The sequence below is a fragment of the Williamsia sp. MIQD14 genome (assembly GCF_051025635.1).
GTDB lineage: Bacteria > Actinomycetota > Actinomycetes > Mycobacteriales > Mycobacteriaceae > Williamsia_A.
In genome coordinates, this window is sequence record NZ_JBPFDG010000001.1 from 1,152,002 (window position 1) to 1,173,465 (window position 21,464).

23 protein-coding genes are annotated in these 21,464 nt (G+C 69.2%); 15 read left to right on the forward strand and 8 right to left on the reverse strand.

Annotated elements, in window-relative coordinates; translation table 11 throughout:
- Positions 1 to 37: 37 nt before the first annotated feature.
- The 4 genes from ACQ7HM_RS04920 (at position 38) to ACQ7HM_RS04935 (ending at position 2,642) form a co-directional block, all read left to right on the forward strand.
- Positions 38 to 196, forward strand: coding sequence for a hypothetical protein (locus ACQ7HM_RS04920; RefSeq protein ID WP_434215099.1), 159 nt, complete (start codon positions 38 to 40; stop codon positions 194 to 196).
- Positions 197 to 384: 188 nt separating this feature from the next.
- A complete protein-coding gene (locus ACQ7HM_RS04925) occupies positions 385 to 1,014 on the forward strand; it encodes a superoxide dismutase (RefSeq protein ID WP_434215100.1) in 630 nt (209 codons plus the stop codon).
- Positions 1,015 to 1,217: 203 nt separating this feature from the next.
- The gene (locus tag ACQ7HM_RS04930) at positions 1,218 to 1,796 is read left to right on the forward strand and encodes a peptidase (RefSeq protein ID WP_434215101.1); all 579 of its coding nucleotides are present in this window, start codon (positions 1,218 to 1,220) and stop codon (positions 1,794 to 1,796) included.
- Positions 1,797 to 1,904: 108 nt separating this feature from the next.
- Entirely contained in the window at positions 1,905 to 2,642 is a 738-nt protein-coding gene (locus tag ACQ7HM_RS04935; protein WP_434215102.1) for a TMEM165/GDT1 family protein, read from the forward strand.
- Here ACQ7HM_RS04935 and ACQ7HM_RS04940 read toward each other — a convergent pair.
- Together ACQ7HM_RS04940 and ACQ7HM_RS04945 are read right to left on the reverse strand one after the other, a co-directional pair.
- Positions 2,616 to 3,134, reverse strand: coding sequence for an XRE family transcriptional regulator (locus ACQ7HM_RS04940; protein ID WP_434215635.1), 519 nt, complete (start codon positions 3,132 to 3,134; stop codon positions 2,616 to 2,618). The two genes, ACQ7HM_RS04935 and ACQ7HM_RS04940, sit on opposite strands and share 27 nt — an antisense overlap.
- Positions 3,135 to 3,427: 293 nt before the next feature.
- On the reverse strand, positions 3,428 to 5,152 hold the full coding sequence (locus tag ACQ7HM_RS04945; protein WP_434215103.1) for a TM0106 family RecB-like putative nuclease: 1,725 nt from the start codon (positions 5,150 to 5,152) through the stop codon (positions 3,428 to 3,430).
- Between the two features lie 146 nt (positions 5,153 to 5,298).
- On the opposite strand from ACQ7HM_RS04945, the gene ACQ7HM_RS04950 reads away from it, so the two are divergent.
- From ACQ7HM_RS04950 to ACQ7HM_RS04970, 5 genes are all read left to right on the forward strand, one after another.
- Positions 5,299 to 5,994: a DUF6474 family protein gene (locus ACQ7HM_RS04950; protein WP_434215104.1), complete on the forward strand. Its 696-nt coding sequence runs from the start codon at positions 5,299 to 5,301 to the stop codon at positions 5,992 to 5,994.
- A gap of 17 nt (positions 5,995 to 6,011) precedes the next feature.
- Positions 6,012 to 6,680 (forward strand): hypothetical protein, encoded by a 669-nt coding sequence (locus ACQ7HM_RS04955; protein ID WP_434215105.1) that lies wholly within the window; start codon positions 6,012 to 6,014, stop codon positions 6,678 to 6,680.
- 91 nt (positions 6,681 to 6,771) lie between these two features.
- Entirely contained in the window at positions 6,772 to 7,479 is a 708-nt protein-coding gene (locus ACQ7HM_RS04960; RefSeq protein WP_434215106.1) for a YcnI family copper-binding membrane protein, read from the forward strand.
- The gene (locus ACQ7HM_RS04965) at positions 7,476 to 8,006 is read left to right on the forward strand and encodes a copper resistance CopC family protein (protein WP_434215107.1); all 531 of its coding nucleotides are present in this window, start codon (positions 7,476 to 7,478) and stop codon (positions 8,004 to 8,006) included. Before ACQ7HM_RS04960 ends, ACQ7HM_RS04965 begins: the two co-directional genes overlap by 4 nt.
- Positions 8,007 to 8,173: 167 nt before the next feature.
- Positions 8,174 to 8,701: a histone H1-like repetitive region-containing protein gene (locus ACQ7HM_RS04970; RefSeq protein ID WP_434215108.1), complete on the forward strand. Its 528-nt coding sequence runs from the start codon at positions 8,174 to 8,176 to the stop codon at positions 8,699 to 8,701.
- Between the two features lie 99 nt (positions 8,702 to 8,800).
- On the opposite strand, the gene ACQ7HM_RS04975 is transcribed toward ACQ7HM_RS04970, so the two are convergent.
- The 3 genes from ACQ7HM_RS04975 to ACQ7HM_RS04985 form a co-directional block, all read right to left on the reverse strand.
- On the reverse strand, positions 8,801 to 10,354 hold the full coding sequence (locus tag ACQ7HM_RS04975; protein ID WP_434215109.1) for a succinic semialdehyde dehydrogenase: 1,554 nt from the start codon (positions 10,352 to 10,354) through the stop codon (positions 8,801 to 8,803).
- Positions 10,355 to 10,446: 92 nt separating this feature from the next.
- Entirely contained in the window at positions 10,447 to 10,923 is a 477-nt protein-coding gene (gene rraA, locus ACQ7HM_RS04980) for a ribonuclease E activity regulator RraA (RefSeq protein ID WP_434215110.1), read from the reverse strand.
- Between the two features lie 27 nt (positions 10,924 to 10,950).
- Complete coding sequence (locus ACQ7HM_RS04985) at positions 10,951 to 11,181, reverse strand: RNA-binding S4 domain-containing protein (RefSeq protein WP_434215111.1); 231 nt, start codon at positions 11,179 to 11,181, stop codon at positions 10,951 to 10,953.
- Between the two features lie 130 nt (positions 11,182 to 11,311).
- Here ACQ7HM_RS04985 and lysX point away from each other — a divergent pair, with 130 nt between their 5' ends.
- Positions 11,312 to 14,683 carry a bifunctional lysylphosphatidylglycerol synthetase/lysine--tRNA ligase LysX gene (lysX, locus tag ACQ7HM_RS04990; RefSeq protein ID WP_434215112.1) on the forward strand — a complete coding sequence of 1,124 codons (3,372 nt, stop codon included), beginning with the start codon at positions 11,312 to 11,314 and terminating at the stop codon, positions 14,681 to 14,683.
- The gene (locus ACQ7HM_RS04995; protein ID WP_434215113.1) at positions 14,680 to 15,570 is read left to right on the forward strand and encodes an alpha/beta fold hydrolase; all 891 of its coding nucleotides are present in this window, start codon (positions 14,680 to 14,682) and stop codon (positions 15,568 to 15,570) included. Before lysX ends, ACQ7HM_RS04995 begins: the two co-directional genes overlap by 4 nt.
- Before the next feature lie 79 nt (positions 15,571 to 15,649).
- Here the strand turns inward: ACQ7HM_RS04995 and ACQ7HM_RS05000 are convergent, their stop codons facing one another.
- A complete protein-coding gene (locus tag ACQ7HM_RS05000; RefSeq protein WP_434215114.1) occupies positions 15,650 to 15,814 on the reverse strand; it encodes a hypothetical protein in 165 nt (54 codons plus the stop codon).
- 231 nt (positions 15,815 to 16,045) lie between these two features.
- Between ACQ7HM_RS05000 and ACQ7HM_RS05005 the strand changes: the two genes are divergently transcribed.
- Positions 16,046 to 16,543 (forward strand): enoyl-CoA hydratase, encoded by a 498-nt coding sequence (locus ACQ7HM_RS05005; RefSeq protein WP_434215115.1) that lies wholly within the window; start codon positions 16,046 to 16,048, stop codon positions 16,541 to 16,543.
- Positions 16,544 to 16,547: 4 nt separating this feature from the next.
- On the opposite strand, the gene ACQ7HM_RS05010 is transcribed toward ACQ7HM_RS05005, so the two are convergent.
- Positions 16,548 to 18,956: an acetyl-CoA acetyltransferase gene (locus ACQ7HM_RS05010; protein WP_434215116.1), complete on the reverse strand. Its 2,409-nt coding sequence runs from the start codon at positions 18,954 to 18,956 to the stop codon at positions 16,548 to 16,550.
- A gap of 46 nt (positions 18,957 to 19,002) precedes the next feature.
- Here ACQ7HM_RS05010 and ACQ7HM_RS05015 point away from each other — a divergent pair, with 46 nt between their 5' ends.
- Genes ACQ7HM_RS05015 through ACQ7HM_RS05025 form a run of 3 tightly spaced genes read left to right on the forward strand, consistent with a single transcriptional unit; the run spans position 19,003 to position 20,841 of the window.
- Positions 19,003 to 19,677: a helix-turn-helix domain-containing protein gene (locus ACQ7HM_RS05015; protein ID WP_434215117.1), complete on the forward strand. Its 675-nt coding sequence runs from the start codon at positions 19,003 to 19,005 to the stop codon at positions 19,675 to 19,677.
- An 11-nt stretch (positions 19,678 to 19,688) separates the two neighbouring features.
- The gene (locus ACQ7HM_RS05020; RefSeq protein WP_434215118.1) at positions 19,689 to 20,564 is read left to right on the forward strand and encodes an SMP-30/gluconolactonase/LRE family protein; all 876 of its coding nucleotides are present in this window, start codon (positions 19,689 to 19,691) and stop codon (positions 20,562 to 20,564) included.
- 13 nt (positions 20,565 to 20,577) lie between these two features.
- Positions 20,578 to 20,841, forward strand: coding sequence for a hypothetical protein (locus tag ACQ7HM_RS05025; protein WP_434215119.1), 264 nt, complete (start codon positions 20,578 to 20,580; stop codon positions 20,839 to 20,841).
- Here ACQ7HM_RS05025 and ACQ7HM_RS05030 read toward each other — a convergent pair.
- On the reverse strand, positions 20,801 to 21,388 hold the full coding sequence (locus ACQ7HM_RS05030; protein WP_434215120.1) for a dihydrofolate reductase family protein: 588 nt from the start codon (positions 21,386 to 21,388) through the stop codon (positions 20,801 to 20,803). The two genes, ACQ7HM_RS05025 and ACQ7HM_RS05030, sit on opposite strands and share 41 nt — an antisense overlap.
- Between the last annotated feature and the right edge of the window lie 76 nt (positions 21,389 to 21,464).

Here is a 21,464-nt window from a genome sequence, read left to right on the forward strand (position 1 = left end):
CCGTTCTCACTCCCCTCGACGACGACAGGAGCACGCGGTGGCCACGCACACCCATTCCGATCCCCATCGGAATCTCGGTCGGCGCGCCGCCTCCGCCGTGCACGACGACAACGTCGACATCCGCGGCCGCTGTGTCGCGATCAGCATCAGCATCGCCGCGCTCGTGGTCGTGCTGGTGGCTCTCTTCCTGCTCTGATCGGACTCCGCCGCCGCACCGTCGGCCTCGATATCCGTGCAGTTCACACCGTGTTTCCCCCATCGCCAAAACCTGAACAAGGGTTGAGGTGGAATCGTCGGCGACTGTTGCATTCACCCCAGCACTGCGTAAGGCTGGATACGGTAGAAGAACATCGCACGGGTATGAAACCCGAGGAGAGGAACAACGTGTCTGAATACACCTTGCCGGATCTGGACTACGACTACGCGGCACTGGAGCCGCACATCTCCGGCAGGATCATGGAGCTGCACCACAGCAAGCACCACGCCACCTACGTGAAGGGCGCGAACACCGCGCTCGAGAAGGCCGCCGCCGCACGCGAGGACGGCACCATCGCCGACAAGGTCTTCCAGCTCTCGGCCAACCTGGCCTTCCACCTCGGTGGCCACACCAACCACTCCATCTTCTGGAAGAACCTGTCCCCCAACGGTGGCGACAAGCCCGAAGGTGACCTGGCCGCCGCGATCGACGACCAGTTCGGTGGGTTCGACAAGTTCCAGGCGCACTTCACCGCAGCGGCCACCACGCTGCAGGGCAGCGGCTGGGCGATCCTCGGATACGACACGATCGAGGGCAAGCTCGTCATCCAGCAGCTCACCGACCAGCACGGCAACACCTCGGTCGGTCTCGTCCCGATCGTGATGCTCGACATGTGGGAGCACGCCTTCTACCTCGACTACCAGAACGTGAAGCCCGACTACGTCAAGGCGTGGTGGAACGTCGTCAACTGGGCCGACGCCGGCGAGCGCTTCGCCAAGGCGCAGAGCCAGGGCAAGGGACTCATCGTCGGGGCGTGACGCCTCGGGGGTGATCACCTCCATGCACCACCGGGAGGGCCATCGACGTGAGTCGGTGGCCCTTCGTCGCGTCTCGGTCCTGCAAACATCCTGTAACGCTGTACTGCGCAGTCCGTCCCAGCGGTTGTGGCACCGATCGCGGTCGGTGATGCTCGCTGAAGGGACGCTCGGTGGTGGCGTCCGGAATTGCGGTAGGAGGCCTCATGAGCGAGGACATCGGTCCGGCGAGGCGGTCCGCTGCGGCCGTCCCCATCGGTCTCACACCGTTCCACCGCGACGGTCGTCTGGGCGGCATGCTGATCTCCGGCCGCTGGCCCGACACGACCCTCGAATGGACGCAGACCCTCGTCGCCTCGGTGCGCATCGCGTGCCGCCCCGGCCTGCTGCAGACCACCACCATCTTCGGCGTGGTGGAGGACCGCCCCGACGAATGCGAGCCGGGCACGGTGGGGATGATGCTCGCGATGGGCAGTGTCTTCAGCGACGACTTCATCGCGGTGCTCGGCCACGGCGGACCCGACCGCACCGGTCTGCGCGGACATCCGCCGGCACTGGTGATGCTGCACCCGCCGTCACAGACGCGGCCGTCGTTGCCGGAGTGCTCCGAGGTCGCCTCGGGGTGCGTCCTGCTGCCAGGAGTCCCCGAACTGGGCCTCGAACACCGCGCGGGGTGGGCCGAGGCAGAGGCCGACGGGACCGTGGTCACGCTGCGCAACCAGATCGGCGTCGACCCCAACTCCGACCCCGACACCGCCGTGCTGGCGATGTTGCTGGCGGCCTGAACCGTCTCACACGGGTCACCGAAACTCGGCGGAAAGGGCCTCCGAACTGCGTTTATGAGGGTGGGGTAACTGTTGCCGCCACCGTCGGATCCCTCTACCGTCACTGACATGCTCTCCGCCCTCATGATCAGTTTCGGCGTCATCTTCGTCGCCGAACTCGGCGACAAGTCGCAGCTGATGGCGATGACCTACGCGATCCGCTACCGCTGGTGGGTCGTCCTGCTCGGCATCACCGTCGCCACCACCGCCGTCCACCTCGTGTCGGTCGTGGTCGGCCACTACCTGGGGCTGTCGATCCCGTCGGACCTGATCACGATCGTCGGCGGTCTGGCCATGCTCGTCTTCGGGCTGTGGACGGTGCGCGGCGACGAACTCGACGACGACGAATCGAGCCGTGCCGCCCGGACCGGGGCCTCGGTGATGTTCGCGGTCATGTCGTCGTTCTTCCTCGCCGAACTCGGCGACAAGACGATGTTGGCGACGATCACGCTGTCGACCGACCACAACTGGGTGGGCGTGTGGATCGGTTCGACCGTCGGCATGGTGGCCGCCGATGCACTGGCGATCATCGTGGGCGCGGCACTCGGACGGAAGCTGCCCGAGCGCGCGATCTCCCTCGGTGCGGCGGTCCTGTTCTTCGGATTCGCGATCTGGTTGCTCACCGAGGGCATCCTCGCCGCCGCGAGCACCACGATCGCCGTCAGTGCCATCAGCGCCGCCGTCGTCATCACCGTCGTCGGGGTGGGCATCATCATCGCCACCCGCCGATCACGGGCCGCGCGCGCCGCGGAGCCGAAACCCGTTGCCGCGAGCGCGAGATCAGGACCGGACGGGGACCACGCGTAATCCGCTGTGCACCGGCTCATTCGACGGTCGGGTGTCGGAGCCGTTGAGTGCCGAGGCGAGATCCGGGGGGTCGACCGGCAGGCCCTGCTGGGCGCGCAGCACCTTGATCAGTTCCCCGACGATGAACACCGAGTCGCTCGACAGGCCGGCGAGGCGGAACGCGGCGACCTGAACACTCGAATCGGCCTGCAGGCGCATCAGCTCGATCTGGTCCCGAGTACGTTGCGCGGCACGATCTTCGAGGAAGTAGTGCACGTCGACGCCGAACGCCGCCGCGATGCCCTCCACGGTGCGGAACGACGGCGACTTCGCCTTGCCCGACCGCAGCTGGCTCAGGTAGGACTCGCCGAGACGGAAGCCGCGCTCGGTCGACCGCGCAGCGATCGCCTTCGCGCTGTAGGCGCGTCCGTTCGGACCCGGCACCGTCCGGAACAGTTCCTCGAGCCGCCGGGCGAACAGACCCGCATCCGCCGATTCGGCCCCGTCGTTCATCGAGTCGTCGCTCGTCGCCGCGGACGTCCCCGTGTCGTCTGACACGGCATCGTCCGGACGCGGCTTGCCCGAGACAGATCCAGACATCTTTCCCCACCCCCACTGAGTTCAGTGAAATCGGTGCGGGACGTCACCAGATGTGGATGAGAAGGATCCGCCCCCGCACAACCCTGCCGGTGGCGACCGTTCCCCCGGTCACCGACATGGTCCCGCACAGGATATACGACAAGATGGTCAATCGTGGACGTCGCGGCCCCCGGCCCTGCACCCCGGTCGGTCGGAGTGGGTCGGGGTCACAGATCCGATCGGTGCGGGATCACGTCCTTCGCGGCGGTGTCGATCCACTCACGGAGCACCTTGGTGGCCCAGACGTCGTCCTCGTTATAACGCAGGAGTCGGGCCCGCTGACCCTCCGCGGTGCCGTCCGGATCGGGACTCGCGGGCTCGTCGCGCCCGACCGCGACGCGGTACCAGTCCATCGACGCCTCGCCGCCGGCCTCGGGGTCACGCCACGAGAACCCGGCGACCGGGGCGATCTTCTTGAGGCCCTTGCCGTGTGGACAGACGAAGTTCGCGCCGACGGCCTCGTACACGTCGACCCACTCCGGGGACCCGATGAACTGTTCGATCTCGCCGATCGCGGGGACACCGGGTCGACCCGCGAACCGTCGTGCCGAACCCAGCAGCCACCGGTTCTCGGCGGCCTGTGAGTAGCAGTAGGCGGCGAACGTGTGACCGGCCTCGTGCGCGGCGGCGCGCTCGCCCATCAGCCAGGCCCAGAACTCCGCGAACGACCGGGCCTCGTCGTCGGTGGGCAGCGGGTCCCACGTGACGAACGGCCGGTAGAGCACCTCACGTGCGGCGTCGGTGCGGTCGGTGAGCAGGGTGCCCCAGAGGTAGGCGCCGTCCTCGCCGTAGGACTCCATGTCGACGTCGACCTCGACGTCGGCACGCGCGACGACGGGCTGCTCGGTCCGCCGGATCAGCGGTACCCCGGCGAGCCAGGCGCGGGCGGAGGTCACGGCGTCGGCGAGATCGGCACGGCCGGGCCAGTCCGTCGGCACCGGACCGTCGAACGCGGCGAGATCGTCGATGGTCAGCACCCCGGCGGTCCGCAATGCGCCGACCTGCGCGCCGTTCACCACGAGGCTGACGTCGCGGGTGGCGGCCAGCTCGGGTTCGCACCGCACCCACCAGGGGCAGGTACGGCATTCACCGACCCGACTCGGACCGGTGGTCAGCTCCCCCGCGGCGATCGCCGAGCGCCGGGCGAGCAGGTCGTCGTACCCGGCGAGGGTCTCGGTGAGGTCGTGGACGACGATGCAGTCCGCGTCGAGTCCGATCGACCCGCCGACCGCACTCGTCGACGCGACGCCGGCGTGGGCGAGTAATCGGGTGAGGTGCGCCAGGCGCAGCAGGTCGCGTCGGTGACGACGGATCGCCCGGGTGGGGTCGGGCACGGGCGCCCACGTCCAGAGCGGGCTGGTCGACGGTGGCGCCGCAGGGGTGTCCCCGGATCCGGGGGTGGTCTTCCCCGCGGGCGCGCCGGGAACGGTGACGCGGTGGTTGACCACGATCACCGGCACGTAGCCGTCGGCGACGCGCACGAGCAGTTCCGAGCCGCCCCGGATCCCCGCGTCGGTGTCGGCGGGCAGCGCGGCGTTCCAGATCCATGCGACGCCCGCGGCACACGCCGCCATCGTCGCGGCCACCCGGTCGCCGGCGTTGTCGCCGTCGATGCGCACCACCGCGTCGGGTTCATCGCTGTGCAGTCCCTCGAGCATCTCGGCGACCGTCTCGCGATGGGCGGTGGCGGCCTCCTTGCGACGGGTGACCGACGGGTCCTCGGCGGCCGGGGAGTCGGTGAGCACGACGGCGTCGTCGGCAGGCGCGGACTCGACACCGGCGAGGGTGTCGGGAACCACTCCCGAGTCCAGCGCGAGGCGATGGTCACATCCGCTCAGATCGCGCGCGGAGAGGAGCCGACGGGGTCGTCGCGGCGCCACCGTCTCGTCCATCTCCACCCATCCCTTTCGCATACCTTCGCCGTCACCGGCGGCATCCTCGCCCGCGCGAGGGCACCGCCGGTCAGCTGTGCCATGCTGGTATGGCTGTTCTTCTACCGTAATGCCGAGACAATTCTTCGACCGGGAGGATCCGATTCATGGGTCTGTTCACCTCGAGACGCAGCACGCGCGCGCAGAGGAAAGCCCAGGCCAAGGCCCTCAAGGCCAAGGCGAAGTTGGAGGCCCGCCTCGATTCGCGCGGTGTGGAACGAGATCGCAAGGCGCGTAGGCGCCAGGAGGCGAAGCTCACCAAGAAGACGCTGCGCGCCCAGCGCAAGTCCGACAAGGCCGTGGTGAAGGCCGTCACCGACACCAACAAGGCGAGCGTGAAGGTGGCCAAGGCCAAGGCCGACGCGGCCGCCGCGGGCACGTCGCTCACCCCGCGAAAGGTCAAGCGCTACTTGTCGATCGCGAAGGTCGCCTCGCCCATCGTGGTGCCGTTGGCCTATCGCGGATCCGTGCTGGCCCGCGAGCAGCTCACCCGGTACCAGGCCGAGCGGGTCGGCGTGCCCGTCGACGAGATCAACCAGTACAGCGGCCACGGTGCCGCGTTGTCGGCGCAGATCGCCGGGGCCAACCGGTCGCTCGCGACGCTCCAGGGCACCCGCGACAACGACGCCGAGACCAAGACCTTCGTCACGACGATGCAGTCGCGGCTCACCGACCTCACCGCGGCGACCGAGGCGGCCGAGCACATGCCCGCCCCACGCCGTCGTGCGGCGCACAAGGCGATCTCGACCGAGCTCACCGCCATCAACGGCGATCTGCTGGCCCGCCTCGGGGTGCGTCCCTGACCGGTGATCGTCGCGCCGTGAGCGCTCGTGTCGCCGGCGTCGTGTCGGTCCGGGGGGCCGCGGTCGCGGCGCTGATCCCCACACTCGCCGTCGCCGCGCACGCGATCGCGTCCGGTTCCGCTCCCGGCCCGCAGGGTGTCGCGGCTGCACTGGTCGTCGGTGTGGTGGCCGGCATCCTCGCCGGGCCGCGCTGTGGGCGCCTCGGTCTGCTCCTGATCCTCTCCGCCGGCCAGGCGGTGGCCCACCTCGCGCTCTCGGTGGGCATGCCGCATTCCGCCGCGATGACCGCGGCCATGGCGGACCCGGCCGGCTCCGCGGGCCATCACCACGTGATGCCGTCCGGCGAGACGATGAGCGGCGCCGGCCACGCCGTCACCACCGGCAGCGGATCGTCGATGCTGGTCGACCATCTCGCCGTGTTCGCCCATCCGGGGTCCGCCGACGGCCTGCTGATGCTCCTGACGCACCTGGTGGCCATCCCCCTGTGCGTCGTCCTCATCGCCCTCGCCGGCGCCGTGTCCGGGATGGCGACGGTCGTCGTCGCCGCCCTCACCCGACCCATCACCACTCTCGCGCAGGGCGTCTCGACCGTCGTCACGGTCACGCCGCTCGTGGTCGCCCGTCGCATCGACCGGGCCGCGGGTGCCGGGACGCGCGGACCGCCGGTCGTCAGCGCCTTCGCCTGACACCGCCCACAGGGCACACACCGCCTGCCGGCATCCGAGCCGACGCAGGCGGTATGACGACATCTCTTCTCAGTGAGGACCCATCTCTGCCATGAACATCCATCGATCGACGCTCCGCACGCCGTCTCGTCGGCCCCGATCACCGCTCCGGGGTCGCATCCCCATCGCTCTGGCCGCTGCCGTCGCCACCCTCGGCCTCGGCGCGGTGCTCGCACCGGCGTCGGCGTCGGCCCACGTGACCGCCACCTCCCCCGGCCTCGCGCAGGGCGGCTACGGCGTCATCACGTTCAACGTGCCGAACGAGACCGACACGAACACCACCACGACCAGTCTGACCATCACCCTCCCGAACCTGAAATCGGCTCGACCCGAGGCGATCCCGGGGTGGCAGGCCGCGGTGACCAAGGACCCCACCACCGACGAGGCCACCTCGGTCACCTGGACCACCACACCCGGCGCGGCCGGCATCGCGCCCGGGCAGTTCCAGCGTTTCGTGCTCAGCGCGGGGCCGCTGCCGGAGAAGGAGTCGGTGACGTTCCCCGCGGTGCAGACCTACTCCGACGGTGAGCGGGTCGACTGGAACCAGGCGCCCAATGCCGACGGCTCCGAGCCCGAGCACCCGTCACCGGAGATCGAGTTGGCCGCGAAGTCCGACGACCACCACGGGTCGGGCACCGCGGCGGGCGCCGAGGATTCCTCGGGCAGCGACACAACCGCGCGCTGGCTCGGTGGCGCGGGTCTCGCCGTCGGCGTGATCGGTCTCGCCGCAGCCGGTCTCGCGTTCCGGAGGCGGGCATGACCTCGTCGATCGCTCGTCGGCTCGTCGGGGGCGCGCTGGCCGCGTTCCTCACCGTGCTGGCGTCGATCGCGTTCGCCGGGCCCGCCTCGGCGCACTCGTCACTCGTGTTGTCGGACCCGGCGCGCGGCGCGTCGGTGTCGGCGGGGCCGCAGCGGGTCACGCTCACCTTCAACGAGGCGTTGCAGGACAGCTACGACACCCTGACCGTGGTCGGACCCGACCAGAACTTCTGGCAGCAGGGTGACGCCCAGGTCGTGGGGCAGCGGATCAGCATCGCGCTGCGGCCGCTGGGTCCTGCGGGCGAGTACCGGATCAACTATCGCGTCACCTCCGCAGACGGCCACCCCGTCTCGGGGCAGGTGCCGTTCACGCTGACCACCGCGGGTACCGGCACGCCGGGCCCGTCGGCCGACGACTCGGACTCCTCCGACGGCTCGGGGATCCCGGTGTGGGTCTACGCGGTCGTCGTGGTGGTGGTCGTCGGTGTCGCAGGAGTCTTCGTGGTGCGACGCCGCGCGCGTACCTGACCGATACGCAGTTCTCCACAGATGCGGTGCGCCGGGACCCGGCGCACCGCATCGTCGGTTGTGAGGGTCACCAAGGACGCGCGCGACACCGGTCGGCACCGGCATGATGAGCAGCGACGTGGACACCCATCACGACGCCACCATCTCGCAGCAGGGAGCACTCGACGATGACCGAACCGGCCGCCGGCACCCCCGACGAACCCGCGACACCGCCGACGACGTCACCCGCCGAGAAGGCACAGGCGAAGAAGCCTGCCGCCAAGGCCACACCGGCCGAGAAAGCGCCGGCCAAGAAAACCCCCGCGAAAAAGGCACCTGCCAAGAAGGCTGCGGCGAAGAAGGTCGCAGCGAAGAAGGCGCCCGCGAAGAAAGCTCCCGCCAAGAAGGCGCCCGCGAAGCGCGCGTCGACCTCGCCCGGCAGCCGGACCCCGGCGAAGAAGGCACCGCCACGCTCGTCCCCGCACGACACCCCGCCGAGCCCACCGGTCGCCGCACCCGAGCCCACCCCGCCACCGGCGTTGCCGACCCCTGCGGCGGGAGACGAGACGGCCCGGTTCACCCAGCTGCGGCGTACCGCGCCGACCGCCCTCTCGACCCAGGACCCGATCAATCCCGTGCCGTATGTCGTCGCCGTGGGTGTCGTCGGTGTCGCCGTGGCGCTGCGGCGCAGGCGTCGTCGCCGACGTCGCGGCTGAGCGTTCGCCAGAGGGGGTACACAGACGACACCGCTGGGCGCCGGTGTGTGGATGTTCCACACACCGAAGCCCAGCGGTGTCAATGGTGTACGGGTCGGATCAGCGACCGGGCAGGAACCGCATCAGCTTCATCGACGTCGGCACCAGCTTGAGGAACAGCTTGCGCGGGACCCCGCGGATGCCATCGATGCCGATAACGCGCTGTGTGGCGATGGTCTGCGGCTCGGTGTACTTGAGCAGACCCTCGGTGCCGTGGCGACGCCCGACACCGGAGACGCCCATGCCGCCCATCGGCGCGGCGGTCGAGCCCCACGCGGCGGCGTAGCCCTCGTTGACGTTGACGGTGCCGACGCGCAGCTGCGCACCGATGTCCCGCGCCTGGCCGGTGCTGCCGGCGAAGACGCTGGCGTTGAGGCCGTAGTCGGTGTCGTTCGCGAGCTTGATCGCCTCGTCGACCGAGTCGACCTCGTACACCGACACCAACGGGCCGAAGGTCTCGGTCGCGAAGCACTCCATGTGCTCGTTGACGCCCTTCAGCACGGTCGGGGCGTAGAAGAACGGCCCCAGCTCGTCGAGCTTCGTGCCGCCGGCGAGCACGGTCGCACCCTTGGCGGTCGCGTCCTTGACGTGGGCGTCGATGACGTCGATCTGGGCCTGCGAGGCGAGCGAGCCCATGTCGGCGTCGAAGTCGTAGGCCGGGGCCACCTTCATCGAGGCGACCTTCGCGGCGAACTTGCGGGTGAACTCGTCGGCCACCGGCTTCTCGACGTAGAGACGCTCGATGGAGATGCAGAGCTGGCCGGAGTTCGAGTAGCAGGCGCGCGCGGCACCCTCGACGGCCTTGTCGACGTTCGCGCCGGAGGTCACGATCATCGGGTTCTTGCCACCGAGCTCGGCGGAGAACCCGATGAGGCGGCTACCGGCCTGCTCGGCCAGCGTGGCGCCGGTGGCCGATGACCCGGTGAACATGAGGTAGTCGGCGGTCTTGACGAGCGCCTGACCCACGACACCGCCGGGACCGGGGACCACGGCGAACAGTTCGGGTTCGAGCCCGGCCTCGTAGAGCAGTTCGGCCACCGCGAGCGCGCAGTACGGGGTCTGGCTGTCGGGCTTGATCACCACGGCGTTGCCCGCCATGAGCGCGGCGACGGCATCGGACGCGGCGAGGGTGACCGGGTAGTTCCACGGCGAGATCACGCCGATGACGCCCTTGGGCTGGTAGCGCACCCGCACATCGGTGGCGCCGGGGATCATGCCCTTGACCTTCTTGACGGCCAACGTCTTCGGGCCGGTCTTGGCGTAGTGACGCGCGGTGAGCGCGACGTCCATGACCTCTTCCTGGGCGTACGACCGGGCCTTGCCGGTCTCGGCCTGGGCCATGTCCATGAGCTCGACGCGGCGGTCGAAGACGAGCGCGGCGAAGCGCAGCAGCAGGTCGGCGCGCTCCTTCGGCGACGTCGCGGCCCAGCGGGCCTGCGCGGCGCGGGCACGACGGACGGCCACCTCGAGATCCTCGGCGGTGCCGATCGGGATCGTCGTCATCTCGCTGCCGCTGTAGGCCTCGAGCACCGAACGGGTCGGGCGGGTGTCGTACTGGTCGATGGCGACCAGTCGACGAAGACGGTCGAAGGTCGCGGTGTCCGGTCTCGCCATCGGGGCTCTTCTCCTCGCAAGCGGTGTGCCGATCTGACACACGATGTTGTCAGTGTAGGCGGTGGCCGACGCCTCGCCCAGAGCTGATGTGACTAGACGACCACGATGCCGTCGTCGTCGCTGTGCACGACGTCGCCGACGCGGAACGTGACACCGCCGAACGCGACATCGACATCGGCCTCGCCGGCGCCGGTCTTGGTGGACTTCCGCGGATTGGTCCCCAGCGCCTTGCACCCGAAGTCCATGCCGCCGATCAGGGCTGAGTCGCGGATGGCGCCGTGCACGATGACACCGGCCCACCCGTTCGAGCGCCCCAGTTCGGCGATCAGGTCCCCGACCAGCGCGGTGTGCAGCGACCCACCGCCGTCGACGACGAGGACCGCACCGTCACCAGGCGTCCCCAACACCGATTTGAGGAGGGCGTTGTCCTCATGGCAGCGCACCGTGCGGACCGGTCCGGAGAATTCGCGGCGTCCACCGAACTGGCGGAACTGGGTGTCGCAGCTGCGGACGTCGGCGCCGATCTCGTCGACGAGGTCTGCGGTGGCCTGAGAAGTCGATTCGCTCACGATGGATCAGCTTAGGTGTGGAGCCACTCAGCTGACAGGGCCGGCCACACGCAGCGCGATGCCGCCGGCGGCGACGATGTCGCCGACCACGAGCTGCCGACCCCGCCGCGTCTCGACCTCGCCGTTGACGGTGACCTCACCGTCGGCGATCACCGTCTTCGCCTCCGCGCCACTCTCGATGAGGTTGGCCAGTTTGAGGAACTGACCGAGCCGGATCGAGTCGTCGGTGATCTCGACCTCGCCGGACACATCTGTCATGCCACGCTCCTCGTCCCGGGTCCACCCACACCCGCTGACGTCGCAGGTGTGCAGGTGACACCATGTCACCGCACCCACTGTGACAGGAGACGGCGGGGACACGCGAGGCGAGGAGAGGGGGTCGGGTGCGATGACCGCGACCACTCCCGTGGCCGAGCGACGCGATCCGGTCGAGCGTTCCGCACGGATCCTCGAGCGCATCCGCACCCCGTCGGGCAACGGTGGCCGGGCGCCCCGGTTCGCGGGCCGTGTCGTCGGTGTCCTCGCGGCCTTCGCCCTCGTCAGCAGCATCTCGGTGACGGTCCGCCACATCGTCGCGGTGCCCCGCGACTGGATCGACACCTACGTCATCTCCGCACCCGACACCAGCTTCGCGTGGGCCTTCGTGCTCGTGCTGCTCGCCGTCGCGCTCTCCGCGCGCAAACGGGTCGCGTGGTGGCTCACGGTCGGCTACATCGTGTTGTTCGCCGGCACCAACAGCATCTATCTCGTCCCGTCGGTCGCCCGCGAGTACGAGGTGTCGACGGCCGGGCGGGTGGGTGTCGCGATCGGCATCGCCATCGACATCGTGGTCCTCGGCTACCTGATCCTGCGGTACCGGCAGTTCTACACACGCGTACGCCGGGGTGCGCTGCTCACCGCGCTCGCCGTGCTGGCGGGCGGGCTGGTCGCCGCGACCCTCGTCGGGTGGGGGCTCGTCGAGGCGTTCCCGCGCGATCTCAGCTCCGAGCAACGACTGCCGTACGCGTTCAACCGCGTGGTGACGTTCGCGTCGGTCGACACCCGCACCTTCGACGGCAACCACACCTACACCGTCATCAACTCGCTGCTCGGCCTGCTCGGCGCCCTGGCGCTGATCGCTGCGGCCGTCGTGCTGTTCCGGTCGCAGCGACTCGCGGGACTGATGACCCCGCCCGACGAGCGCCTGATCCGCGCGCTGATCGCCGCCTACAACGACGACGACTCGTTGGCCTACTTCTCGACCCGACGTGACAAGGCAGTGGTCTTCGCGCCCAACGGGCACGCCGCCATCACCTACCGCGTCGAGGTCGGTGTCGGCCTCTCCTCCGGCGACCCCATCGGCGATCCGCGGTTCTGGCCCGACGCGATCGCCGAGTTCTTCACCCTCTGCGACCGATACGGTTGGCACCCCGCCGCGATGGGCGCCAGCGAGCGCGGCGCGACCGCCTATGCCGCAGCGGGTATGACCGCGCTCAACATCGGCGACGAGGCGGTCGTCGATGCCCGCACCTATCGCATCAACGGACCCGACATGCGGGGAGTGCGCCAGGCCGTCACCCGCACACGCCGCGCCGGTGTCACCGTGCGGATCCGTCACCACGGCGATCTCACCGACGACGAGATGGCAGCGGTCATCGACCGTGCCGACCGGTGGCGCGACACCGAGGACGAGCGCGGCTTCGCGATGGCGCTGAGCCGACTCGGAGACCGACACGACGACCGGTGTCTGCTCGTCGAGGCCGTGATCGCCGGCGACGAGCCGGATTCGGCCGATCGTGTCGTCGGGATGCTGTCCTTCGTGCCGTGGGGCCGCACGGGGGCGTCGCTCGACCTGATGCGGCGCGACCGCGACGCCGTGAACGGTGTGGTGGAGGCGATGGTGACCGAGTTCGCCCTTCGCGCAGGCGAGTTCGGCGTCACCCGCATCTCGCTGAACTTCGCGGCGTTCCGGTCGGTGTTCGAGCGCGGCGGCGAGATCGGTGCCGGACCGGTGATGAAGGGGGCGCACGGCGTGCTCACCTTCGCGTCGCGGTTCGTCCAGATGGAGTCGCTGTACCGCTCCAACGCCAAGTACCTGCCACAGTGGGCCCCGCGGTTTCTGTGCAGCGAGGACGCCCGGTTCATCCTGCGCGCCGGCATCGCCGCGATCGTCACCGAGGGTTTCGTCACGATGCCCCACATCCGGCGCAACCGGATCGGGTCGCGACGTCACGTCGGCACCGCCCCGGCCATCCCGGCCGGGCTCGACATCGACACCGTCATCGACGAGATCCGTTCGGCAGCAGAGGCGTCGGCGACCGGGCCGCGGAGGCCCGAACAGGTGCGGGTGAGGATGGCCAAGCTCGCCGCCCTCACCGCGACCGGTGTCGACGCCTACCCCGCTGCTCGGCCGCCGAGCCACACCGTCGCCGCCGCGCTGGCCGCGGACCCGGGTGTGCCGGTCGAGATCGCAGGGCGAATCCTGCGGGCCCGCAACCTCGGTGGCGTGATCTTCGCCGATGTCCGCGACGCGTCGGGCTCGATGCAGGTGCTGTTCGACGCCGGCGAGCACCCCGACCTCGCGCACCGCTTCGCCGAGTTCGTCGATCTCGGCGACCTGGTGTCGGTGGGTGGGCGTCGGGGGCGCAGTCGGTCCGGCGAGGAGTCGGTGCTCGCCGACGACTGGACGATGCTGGGCAAATGTCTGCACCCGCTGCCCGACAAGTGGAGTGGCCTGACCGACCCCGAGGCGCGGGTGCGGCTCCGGCATGTCGAGCTCGCCGTCGACCCGTCGGCGGCCGACGCGTTGCGCACGCGGGGTCTCGCCGTGCGTGCGATACGTGATCACCTTGTCGAGCAGGGTTTCCTCGAGGTGGAGACACCGATCCTGCAGCGGGTGCACGGCGGCGCGAACGCCGAGCCGTTCCGCACCCACATCAACGCCTACGATCTCGACCTCTACCTGCGCATCGCCCCCGAGCTCTACCTGAAGCGCCTGTGCGTCGGCGGTATCGAGAAGGTGTTCGAGATCGGTCGCAACTTCCGCAACGAGGGTGTCGACAGCACCCACAACCCCGAGTTCACGAGTCTCGAGGCGTATCTCGCCCACGGCGATCACATGACGATGCTGCACCTCACGCGGTCGCTCATCCAGGCCGCCGCCGTCGCGGCACACGGCGCAGCCGTCGCCCTGCGCCCCGGTCCCGACGGCGAGATGACAGCGATCGACATCTCCGGCGACTGGTCGATCCGGACGGTGCACGGTGCGGTGTCCGACGCCGTGGGCGCGTCCGTCAACCCCGACACCGATGCCGCTCGGCTGCGCGACATCTGTGACAGTCTGGCGATACTCCACCGACCCGAGTGGGATGCGGGTCAGCTGGTGCTGGAGCTCTACGAGCACCTCGTCGAGGATCGGACCACCATGCCGACGTTCTACGTCGATTTCCCCACGTCGGTGTCGCCCCTGACCCGTGCACATCCGGATCGCCCTGATCTGGCGCAGCGGTGGGATCTCGTCGCCTGGGGTGTCGAACTGGGCACGGCCTACAGCGAACTCACCGATCCGGTGGAGCAGCGGGCCCGGCTCACCGCACAGTCCGCTCTGGCGGCCGGCGGTGATCGGGAGGCGATGGAGGTCGACGAGGACTTCCTCGACGCCCTCGAGTACGCGATGCCGCCCACCGGTGGACTCGGTATCGGTATCGACCGCGTGGTCATGCTGTTGACCGGTAAGACGATCCGCGAGACCCTCGCCTTCCCGTTGGCCAAACCCCGGTGAGCGAGGATCTGCCCGGGCGCCTGATCGAGATCGACGGTCTCTCCACGCACGTCGTCACCGAGGGGTCCGGTCCGCCCGTGATGCTGTTGGCGGCGTTGGGCAGCAACTGGTTCGACCTCGATCAGCTCGCCGACGCGTTGTCGTCGTCGTTCACGGTCATCCGCTTCGACCGGCCCGGTTACGGTGCGAGCGAGGCCCTTTCGCGGGACACGTGGCCGACGCTCGACGGGGAGGTCCGTAGGATCTCCGGTGTGCTCGACGCACTCGCGATCGACGAGCCGGTCGTGATCGCCGCCCACTCGATGTCGTCGATGTACGCCGAGGCCTTCGCCCGCGAGCATCCCGACCGCACCGCCGGGGTCCTCATGATCGACGGCACCTTCGTGATGTTCCCGTGGCGGGTGTTGCCGACCGCTCTGCGCGTGCGCAACTGTCATCGCGCGGTGGCGGTGGCCGAACTGTTGCGACTGCCGCAGCTGCTCGGCGCCGCGGCTCATGACTCGGTCTATCCGACCCCACCCACCGGTTACACCGCGGCGCAGCGGTTCTGGATCTGTCAGGTGTTCGGCCGAGCCGACATGTTGCGCGCCACCCTGGTGGAGAACGCGGCGTTCCCCACCATCTCCCTCGATCTCATCGCCCTGCGGGAGCGTGACGATCGCACGGTGCGCGCGGCGGTGACCGTCCTCGCGGCGCTACCGGCCGCCGGGCTGTGGTTGCGGTGGTGGCGATGGCGACACCGTCGCTACGCGCAGATCCTCGGTGGTGTCTACGAGGAGATCAGTCCGGCGAATCATCTCGTCGTCGCCCAGCATCCGGCCGACACGGCGTTCTACGTCGAGCGCCTTGCCCGCCGGGCCGGGCACACCCCGCCAGTTGGGCCCTAGTTCGCGCCGATTGGGCCGTCGTTTGCGCCGGTTGGGCCGTCGTTCGCGCCGGTTGGGCCGTCGTTGCGGCCGAAGGCGATCAGAGACCGAATGCGCGCATGTCGGCCGCGGTGACCATGCGCTCGCCGTCCTCGGGCCACCGGCGAGCGAGACGGTGCCGGGAGAACAGGCCGCCGGGGCGTCCCGCGAAGACGTGGGTGGGTCGGGCAGTACGTCCGTGATGAATGTTCGTGGTGAGCTTCACGAAGGATCACATCCCTGATTCCGATAGATCCGACACCCGTCGTCCCGAGCACCGGTGTGACGCATGTTACTCATGTGACTACTGAATGTGACCCAAGACACGCGATCGGTGTGTCTGGACCTGTGGACAACCGGGCCAGGGCGCGTTGTCGCGAAACATTCGTACGGTAGGTTGACGACGTTCTCGACGCCGATGGGGCGTCGACCACATCCTCGGGGAGATCCAATCACCATGCGTACGCGCTTTCGTTCACTCATCGCCGCCGTCGCGGTCACCGCTGCAACCCTCACCGGCGGCGTCATAGCTGCCGTACCTGCATCCGCCGCGCCGCCGAAGGACATCCCGAAGATTTCGCAGTACAGCGACAACATCGGCGCGTTCGGTGATCACGACTTCTGCCGCGGCGCGTTCAACGTTCGGCTCAGTTCGCCGAAGCGCGGTGTCACCCGCGTCACGCTGACGTCGTTCGGGTTCACGGGCAACGGCCGAGGGTGGGCGAAGAACCCGAAGTGCAAGTTGCTGATCGGGACCACTTTCACGAGTGCCAAGGCCTTCGACCGACAGAGCTTCTTCCCCGTCGTGTTCGGCACCAGGCCCGGGGAGAAGGTCACCCGCGACTTCGCGACCGGGTCAGGCCTCGTCCAGCTCGGGGTGGCGCCGTACGCGGCGAACAACCCGGTCAGGGTCCTCCAGGGCTACGGGGCCAGCTTCTACTTCATCGCGCCGTAGGGTCCTAGCGCCCCCGCCAGACCGGGGAACGCTTCTCGACGAAGGCCGTCACGCCTTCGATGGTGTCCTGGCTGATGATGAGCTCGTCCATGGCGGTCGTCGGATGTGACGCTGCGACAACGGGATCGCTGATGCCCTGGGTCTCGGCGATGCCGATGAGGGAGGCGCGCACCGACGTCGGTGACGACGCCAACACCTCCGACGCGAGTTCGCGGGCGGCGTCCATCACGGTGCCCTCGGGTGCGACGCGGCAGACCACGCCGCGCTCGAGGGCCTCGGCGGCCGGCATACGGCGACCGGTGAGGATCATCTCCACCGCGATCGACCGCCCGAGCAGTCGGGGCAAGCGCACCAGTCCCCCGGCCAGGGCCGCGAGCCCCACCTTCACCTCGGGCAGCGAGAACGTCGCGCGCTCATCGGCGACGATCATGTGGCAGGCGAGCGCGATCTCGAACCCGCCGCCGAGCGCGTGGCCGTTGACCGCAGCGATCACGGGCTTGGTGAGATCGGGGCGGCTGGTGAGGCCGGCGAAACCGTTCTTCGGTACCGAGAACATCGCGCCCGACGCCGTCGCCGCGAGATCGTTGCCCGACGAGAACGCCTTGTCGCCGGCGCCGGTCAGGATCGCGACCCAGAGGTCGGGGTCGGCCAGGTAGGCGTCGAAGACCTCGTCGAGTTCGGCGTTGGTCGCGGCATCGAGGGCGTTGCGCGCCTGCGGCCGGTTGATCGTGACCTCGAGCAGGTGCCCGTCACGTCGCACCAGCACCCCGGTGTAGTCGTCCCGGAAGCCCGGGGCGCGAACGGGGTTCAACGCATCCATGGTCGCGACGTCGAGGCTCACGCGATTGCCGTCGGCGAACGACCGCGCCACCACCGGCGTCCCGATCGGCTGGTCGGTGTCGGTCAGGTGCGCCATCATCGCCTGGTCCGATCGGTGGACCGTGGAGATGAAACGCGGACCCCTCCCGCCGTCGGCATCGAGCAGTCGACCGATCACGATCGCCGACTTCGGTCCGCGCTTGCCGTACTGCACGGTGAACGTCTCGATGATCGCGACCCCGTCAGCGCGGTCGACGATCGCGACATCGGGCACGGCATCGAGTCGGGCCTGAACCCTCGCGCTCTGCGATGATCTCCACGGAGCCGGATCGGTCGAGTAGATGCCCGTCGAATACTTGCTCAGCACACCGCCGTTCGCGCCCACGAGACCATACGAGCCGGGCTCGACGCGCAAGCGGTCGACGACCTCGGCGATCGCATGCATGGAGTAGTTGTTGCCGGGTCCACCGAAGTACGGCAGCCCGCCGGTGACGGTGAGGCCGCGCGGATCGTCCGGAGCGAGGCCGAGTTTGTCGCACACCGCCGACACCGCAACGGGGAAGCAGCTGTAGAGGTCGATGGACGACACCTCATCGAGTCCGATACCCGCGACCTCGAGCGCCGAGGAGATCGAGGCGGCGGCCGCCGGGGCGGCCCCGATGTCGGGGCGGTCGAGCAGTCGCTTCTCACGCAGGTCGGCATGTCCGTGGAGGAAGACCCACCGGTCGGTGGCGATACCGAGTTCGCGGGCGCGGCGGACCGACATCACGACCACCGCGGCGGCCTGGTTCACCTGGTCGCGCGCGATCATCAGTCGGGGGAACGGGTCGGTCACCTGTCGGTTCGCCTCGTCGACCGACGCGATCTCCTCGGCAGTGCGTTCCACCGGCGACGCCGAATGGGGATTCTTCGCCGCCACGGTGGTCATCGGCGCGAACAGCTCGGCCATAGACCGCGTGTACTCCGCCCGATCGAGGCCGATCCGCGCCCGGCGAGCGTTCTCGATCACCGAGTACTGCAGCACGGGCACCATCAGTCCGTGCCGGACCTCGGCGACGGTGGTGATGCCACGCAAACCGAAACCGCGGTCCTCGAGCCGGCCGTCCGCTGTCGGGTCGTCGGGTTCGTTCCAGTCGGGCCGGGTCGCCTCGGGATCGGAGGTGATCGACCGCACCGTCGAGATGACCTCGGCCCCCACGATCACGGCGGCGCCGGCGTCCCCTTCCGCGATCGCGCCGGCGAGCTCGGTGAGCAGGTGCTGCGGACTCTGCCCGCCCACCACCTCGGCGATCAGCCGCCGCGCGTCGACACCGACCCGACGTGCGATCGCGCCCGCCATGTTCGACGGCCTGCCCAACTGCGACGACGACAGCGGGCTCGACACCTCGAACGACCGGATGGCACCGAGAGTGTCGACCGCGTTCGCCACATCGTCTCGGGCGCAACCGGTGTCGTCGAGAGCGGCGCGCACCGAGTCGGCGGCGAGGTCGGCCTCGGACCGTGCGAGGTAACCAGGTTCCCCGAGCCGCTCGGACACCTGACCCACCCCCACGATGACCGGTGTGGATGGATCGAGATCGGTGAGACTATCCATGGGCTAATCGTCTCATATGGCGTGAGGTCGTGCGATCATCGCTGGCATGACGCGACCGGGTGCACCGTTGGGAGACCTCTTCGCCCGCGCCGTCGCGCAGGCGTTCGGCCCTGCCTCCCCCACGGCCGCCGACACCGACACCACCGACGACCGCATCCTCGATGCCGCCCTGGCCGTCCTCGGCCGCCGCAGCACCCGGGAGGCGACGGTCGAGGAGATCGCCCGCGAGGCGGGCGTCGGTCGCGCCACCGTCTTTCGCCGGTTCGACAGTCGCGATCACGTCTTCGAGGCAGCGCTCGTGCGTTTCGTGGGGCAGGTGGTCGGCTCCATGGTCGACCGGTTCGCCGTGGTGACCGACCCGGTCGATCAGGTGGTGGAGGGATTCGCGATCTGCCTCGCTCTCGACGACGACCCTCTGTTGGCCGACCGTGCTCGTCGCGGCGAGTTGCTCGCGGCCTTGTCCGGAGGCGATCCGTCACCACTGCGACTCGCATGGGCCGCGGTCGCCGCCAACCTGCGGCGCGCCCATCGCGCGGGCACCATCACCGCGGGTGACCCCGACGAGCAGGCCGACGCACTGGTCCACCTCGGGCTGTCGTACCTGATGGCACCGGGGCTGGCGGTCGACCTCACCGACCCGACAGCCGTCCGTGCCTTCGCCCGGCGCACCGTCGCCCCGATCGTCGGCGCCATTCCCCCACGCGGCAACCCGTCGTCGTGATCGGATCGGGTATGGCCACCGATGCAACCGTCGTCCTCGAGAACTACACGTATTTCGAATGTCCGCGCTGGCACGACGACCGCGTGTGGGTGTCGGATTTCTACACCCACCGGGTGATCTCGGCCCGCGCCGACGGCTCTGATGTGCGCGTGGAAGCCGAGGTGCCGCACCAGCCCTCAGGCCTGGGATGGCTGCCCGACGGGCAACTCCTCATCGTCTCGATGCGCGACCACACCATCCTCCGACGCGGGCACGACGGGGAACTCGTGGTGCACGCGGACCTGTCACACCTCGTGACCGAGCACCTCAACGACATGCTCGTCGACGCGAGCGGGCGCGCCTACGTCGGGAACTTCGGGTTCGACCTGATGAACGGTGGCACCCCGTCGAGCGCACAGCTCATCGCGGTGGAGACCGATGGCTCGGCGAGGGTGGTCGCCGAGGATCTGTTCTTCCCCAACGGGATGGCACTCACCGGCGACGGGCGGCTGCTGGTCGACGAGACGCTCGGCAACCGCGTCAGCGCGTTCGACATCGCCGACGACGGCTCGCTCGGCGAACGCCGCGATTGGGCGGTGTTCGGCGATCTCCCCGACATGACGAGTATCGAATCGGCCATGGGCGGCATCACCGTCGCGCCGGACGGCTGCTGTCTCGACACCGACGGTACCCTGCTCGTCGCGGATGCCCTCGGTGGGCGCATCGCGCGGGTGGCCGAGGGGCGCGGCGTGATCGATCAGTACGACTTCGACAGTGGTGTCTTCGCCTGCGGTCTCGGCGGTGCCGACAGACGAACGCTGTTCGTCTGTGCCGCACCGGACTTCGACGAGCACGCCCGCAAGGTCGCCACCGACGGCAAGCTCCTCGCCGTGCAACTGTCCGCTTAGTACAGTTGCACGAATGGAGCCCCTGGACCTCGAACCGATGCGGCCGGTCGATCACGTCGAGGCGCCCCTGCCCGAGAGCCGGTTCGTCTTCACCTCGCGTGGGTGGCGTGGTCAGATCCTGCCCGTGCTGTTCGGCCTGCTGATCGTGGTGTCGGCGGTCGTCGGCGCGAGCGGGGTGGCTCCCTGGTGGACCTGGTGGGTGCAGGGCACGTTCATCGCTGTGGTGATGCTGATCGTCAACCTGTTGTTGCGCCGGTGGATGGTGCGGAAGGTCTGATCGTCTGCGGACGGTAGCGCGTCATCACAATCCCTGACGGGAACGTCACCGCTTCCTCGAGCGCGAGCGGTGTCGGGGGCGCCTGGTCGAACAGCCGACGTCCGCGTCCGTGCACGAACGGGTAGACGAACAGGCGAAACTCGTCGACGAGGCCGAGCGCGATGAGCGAGTGGCAGAGGCTGATGCTGCCGGTACAGACGATGTCGCCGCCGGACCGGGCCTTGATGTCCTCGACGCCATGGCGCAGATCCCCCGCCAGCACCTCGCTGTTCGTCCACCGCGGATCGGTGATGGTGGACGACACCACGTATTTCGCGACCCGGTTGAGGTGCGCGGTGACACCGGTGGTGTCGTCGGTCTTCGGACCCCAATAGTCGCGCATCCCGACGAAGGTGTCGCGTCCGACGAGGAAGCCGTCGGACTCGTCACGCTGCTGCGCCAGCACCTCATCGGCCTCCGGATCGGACCCGGCGTTGGTGAACCAGTCATCGGTCGCCTCCACCACCCCGTCGACGGTGATGTTCTGGGTGATCACGAGATCGCGCATGGTTGTCCTCTCCGCCCCACCGGGCTGCCCTCGACGTGAATCGCTTGCTGTCTGCCTGTACAGACCCGGTCGGTCC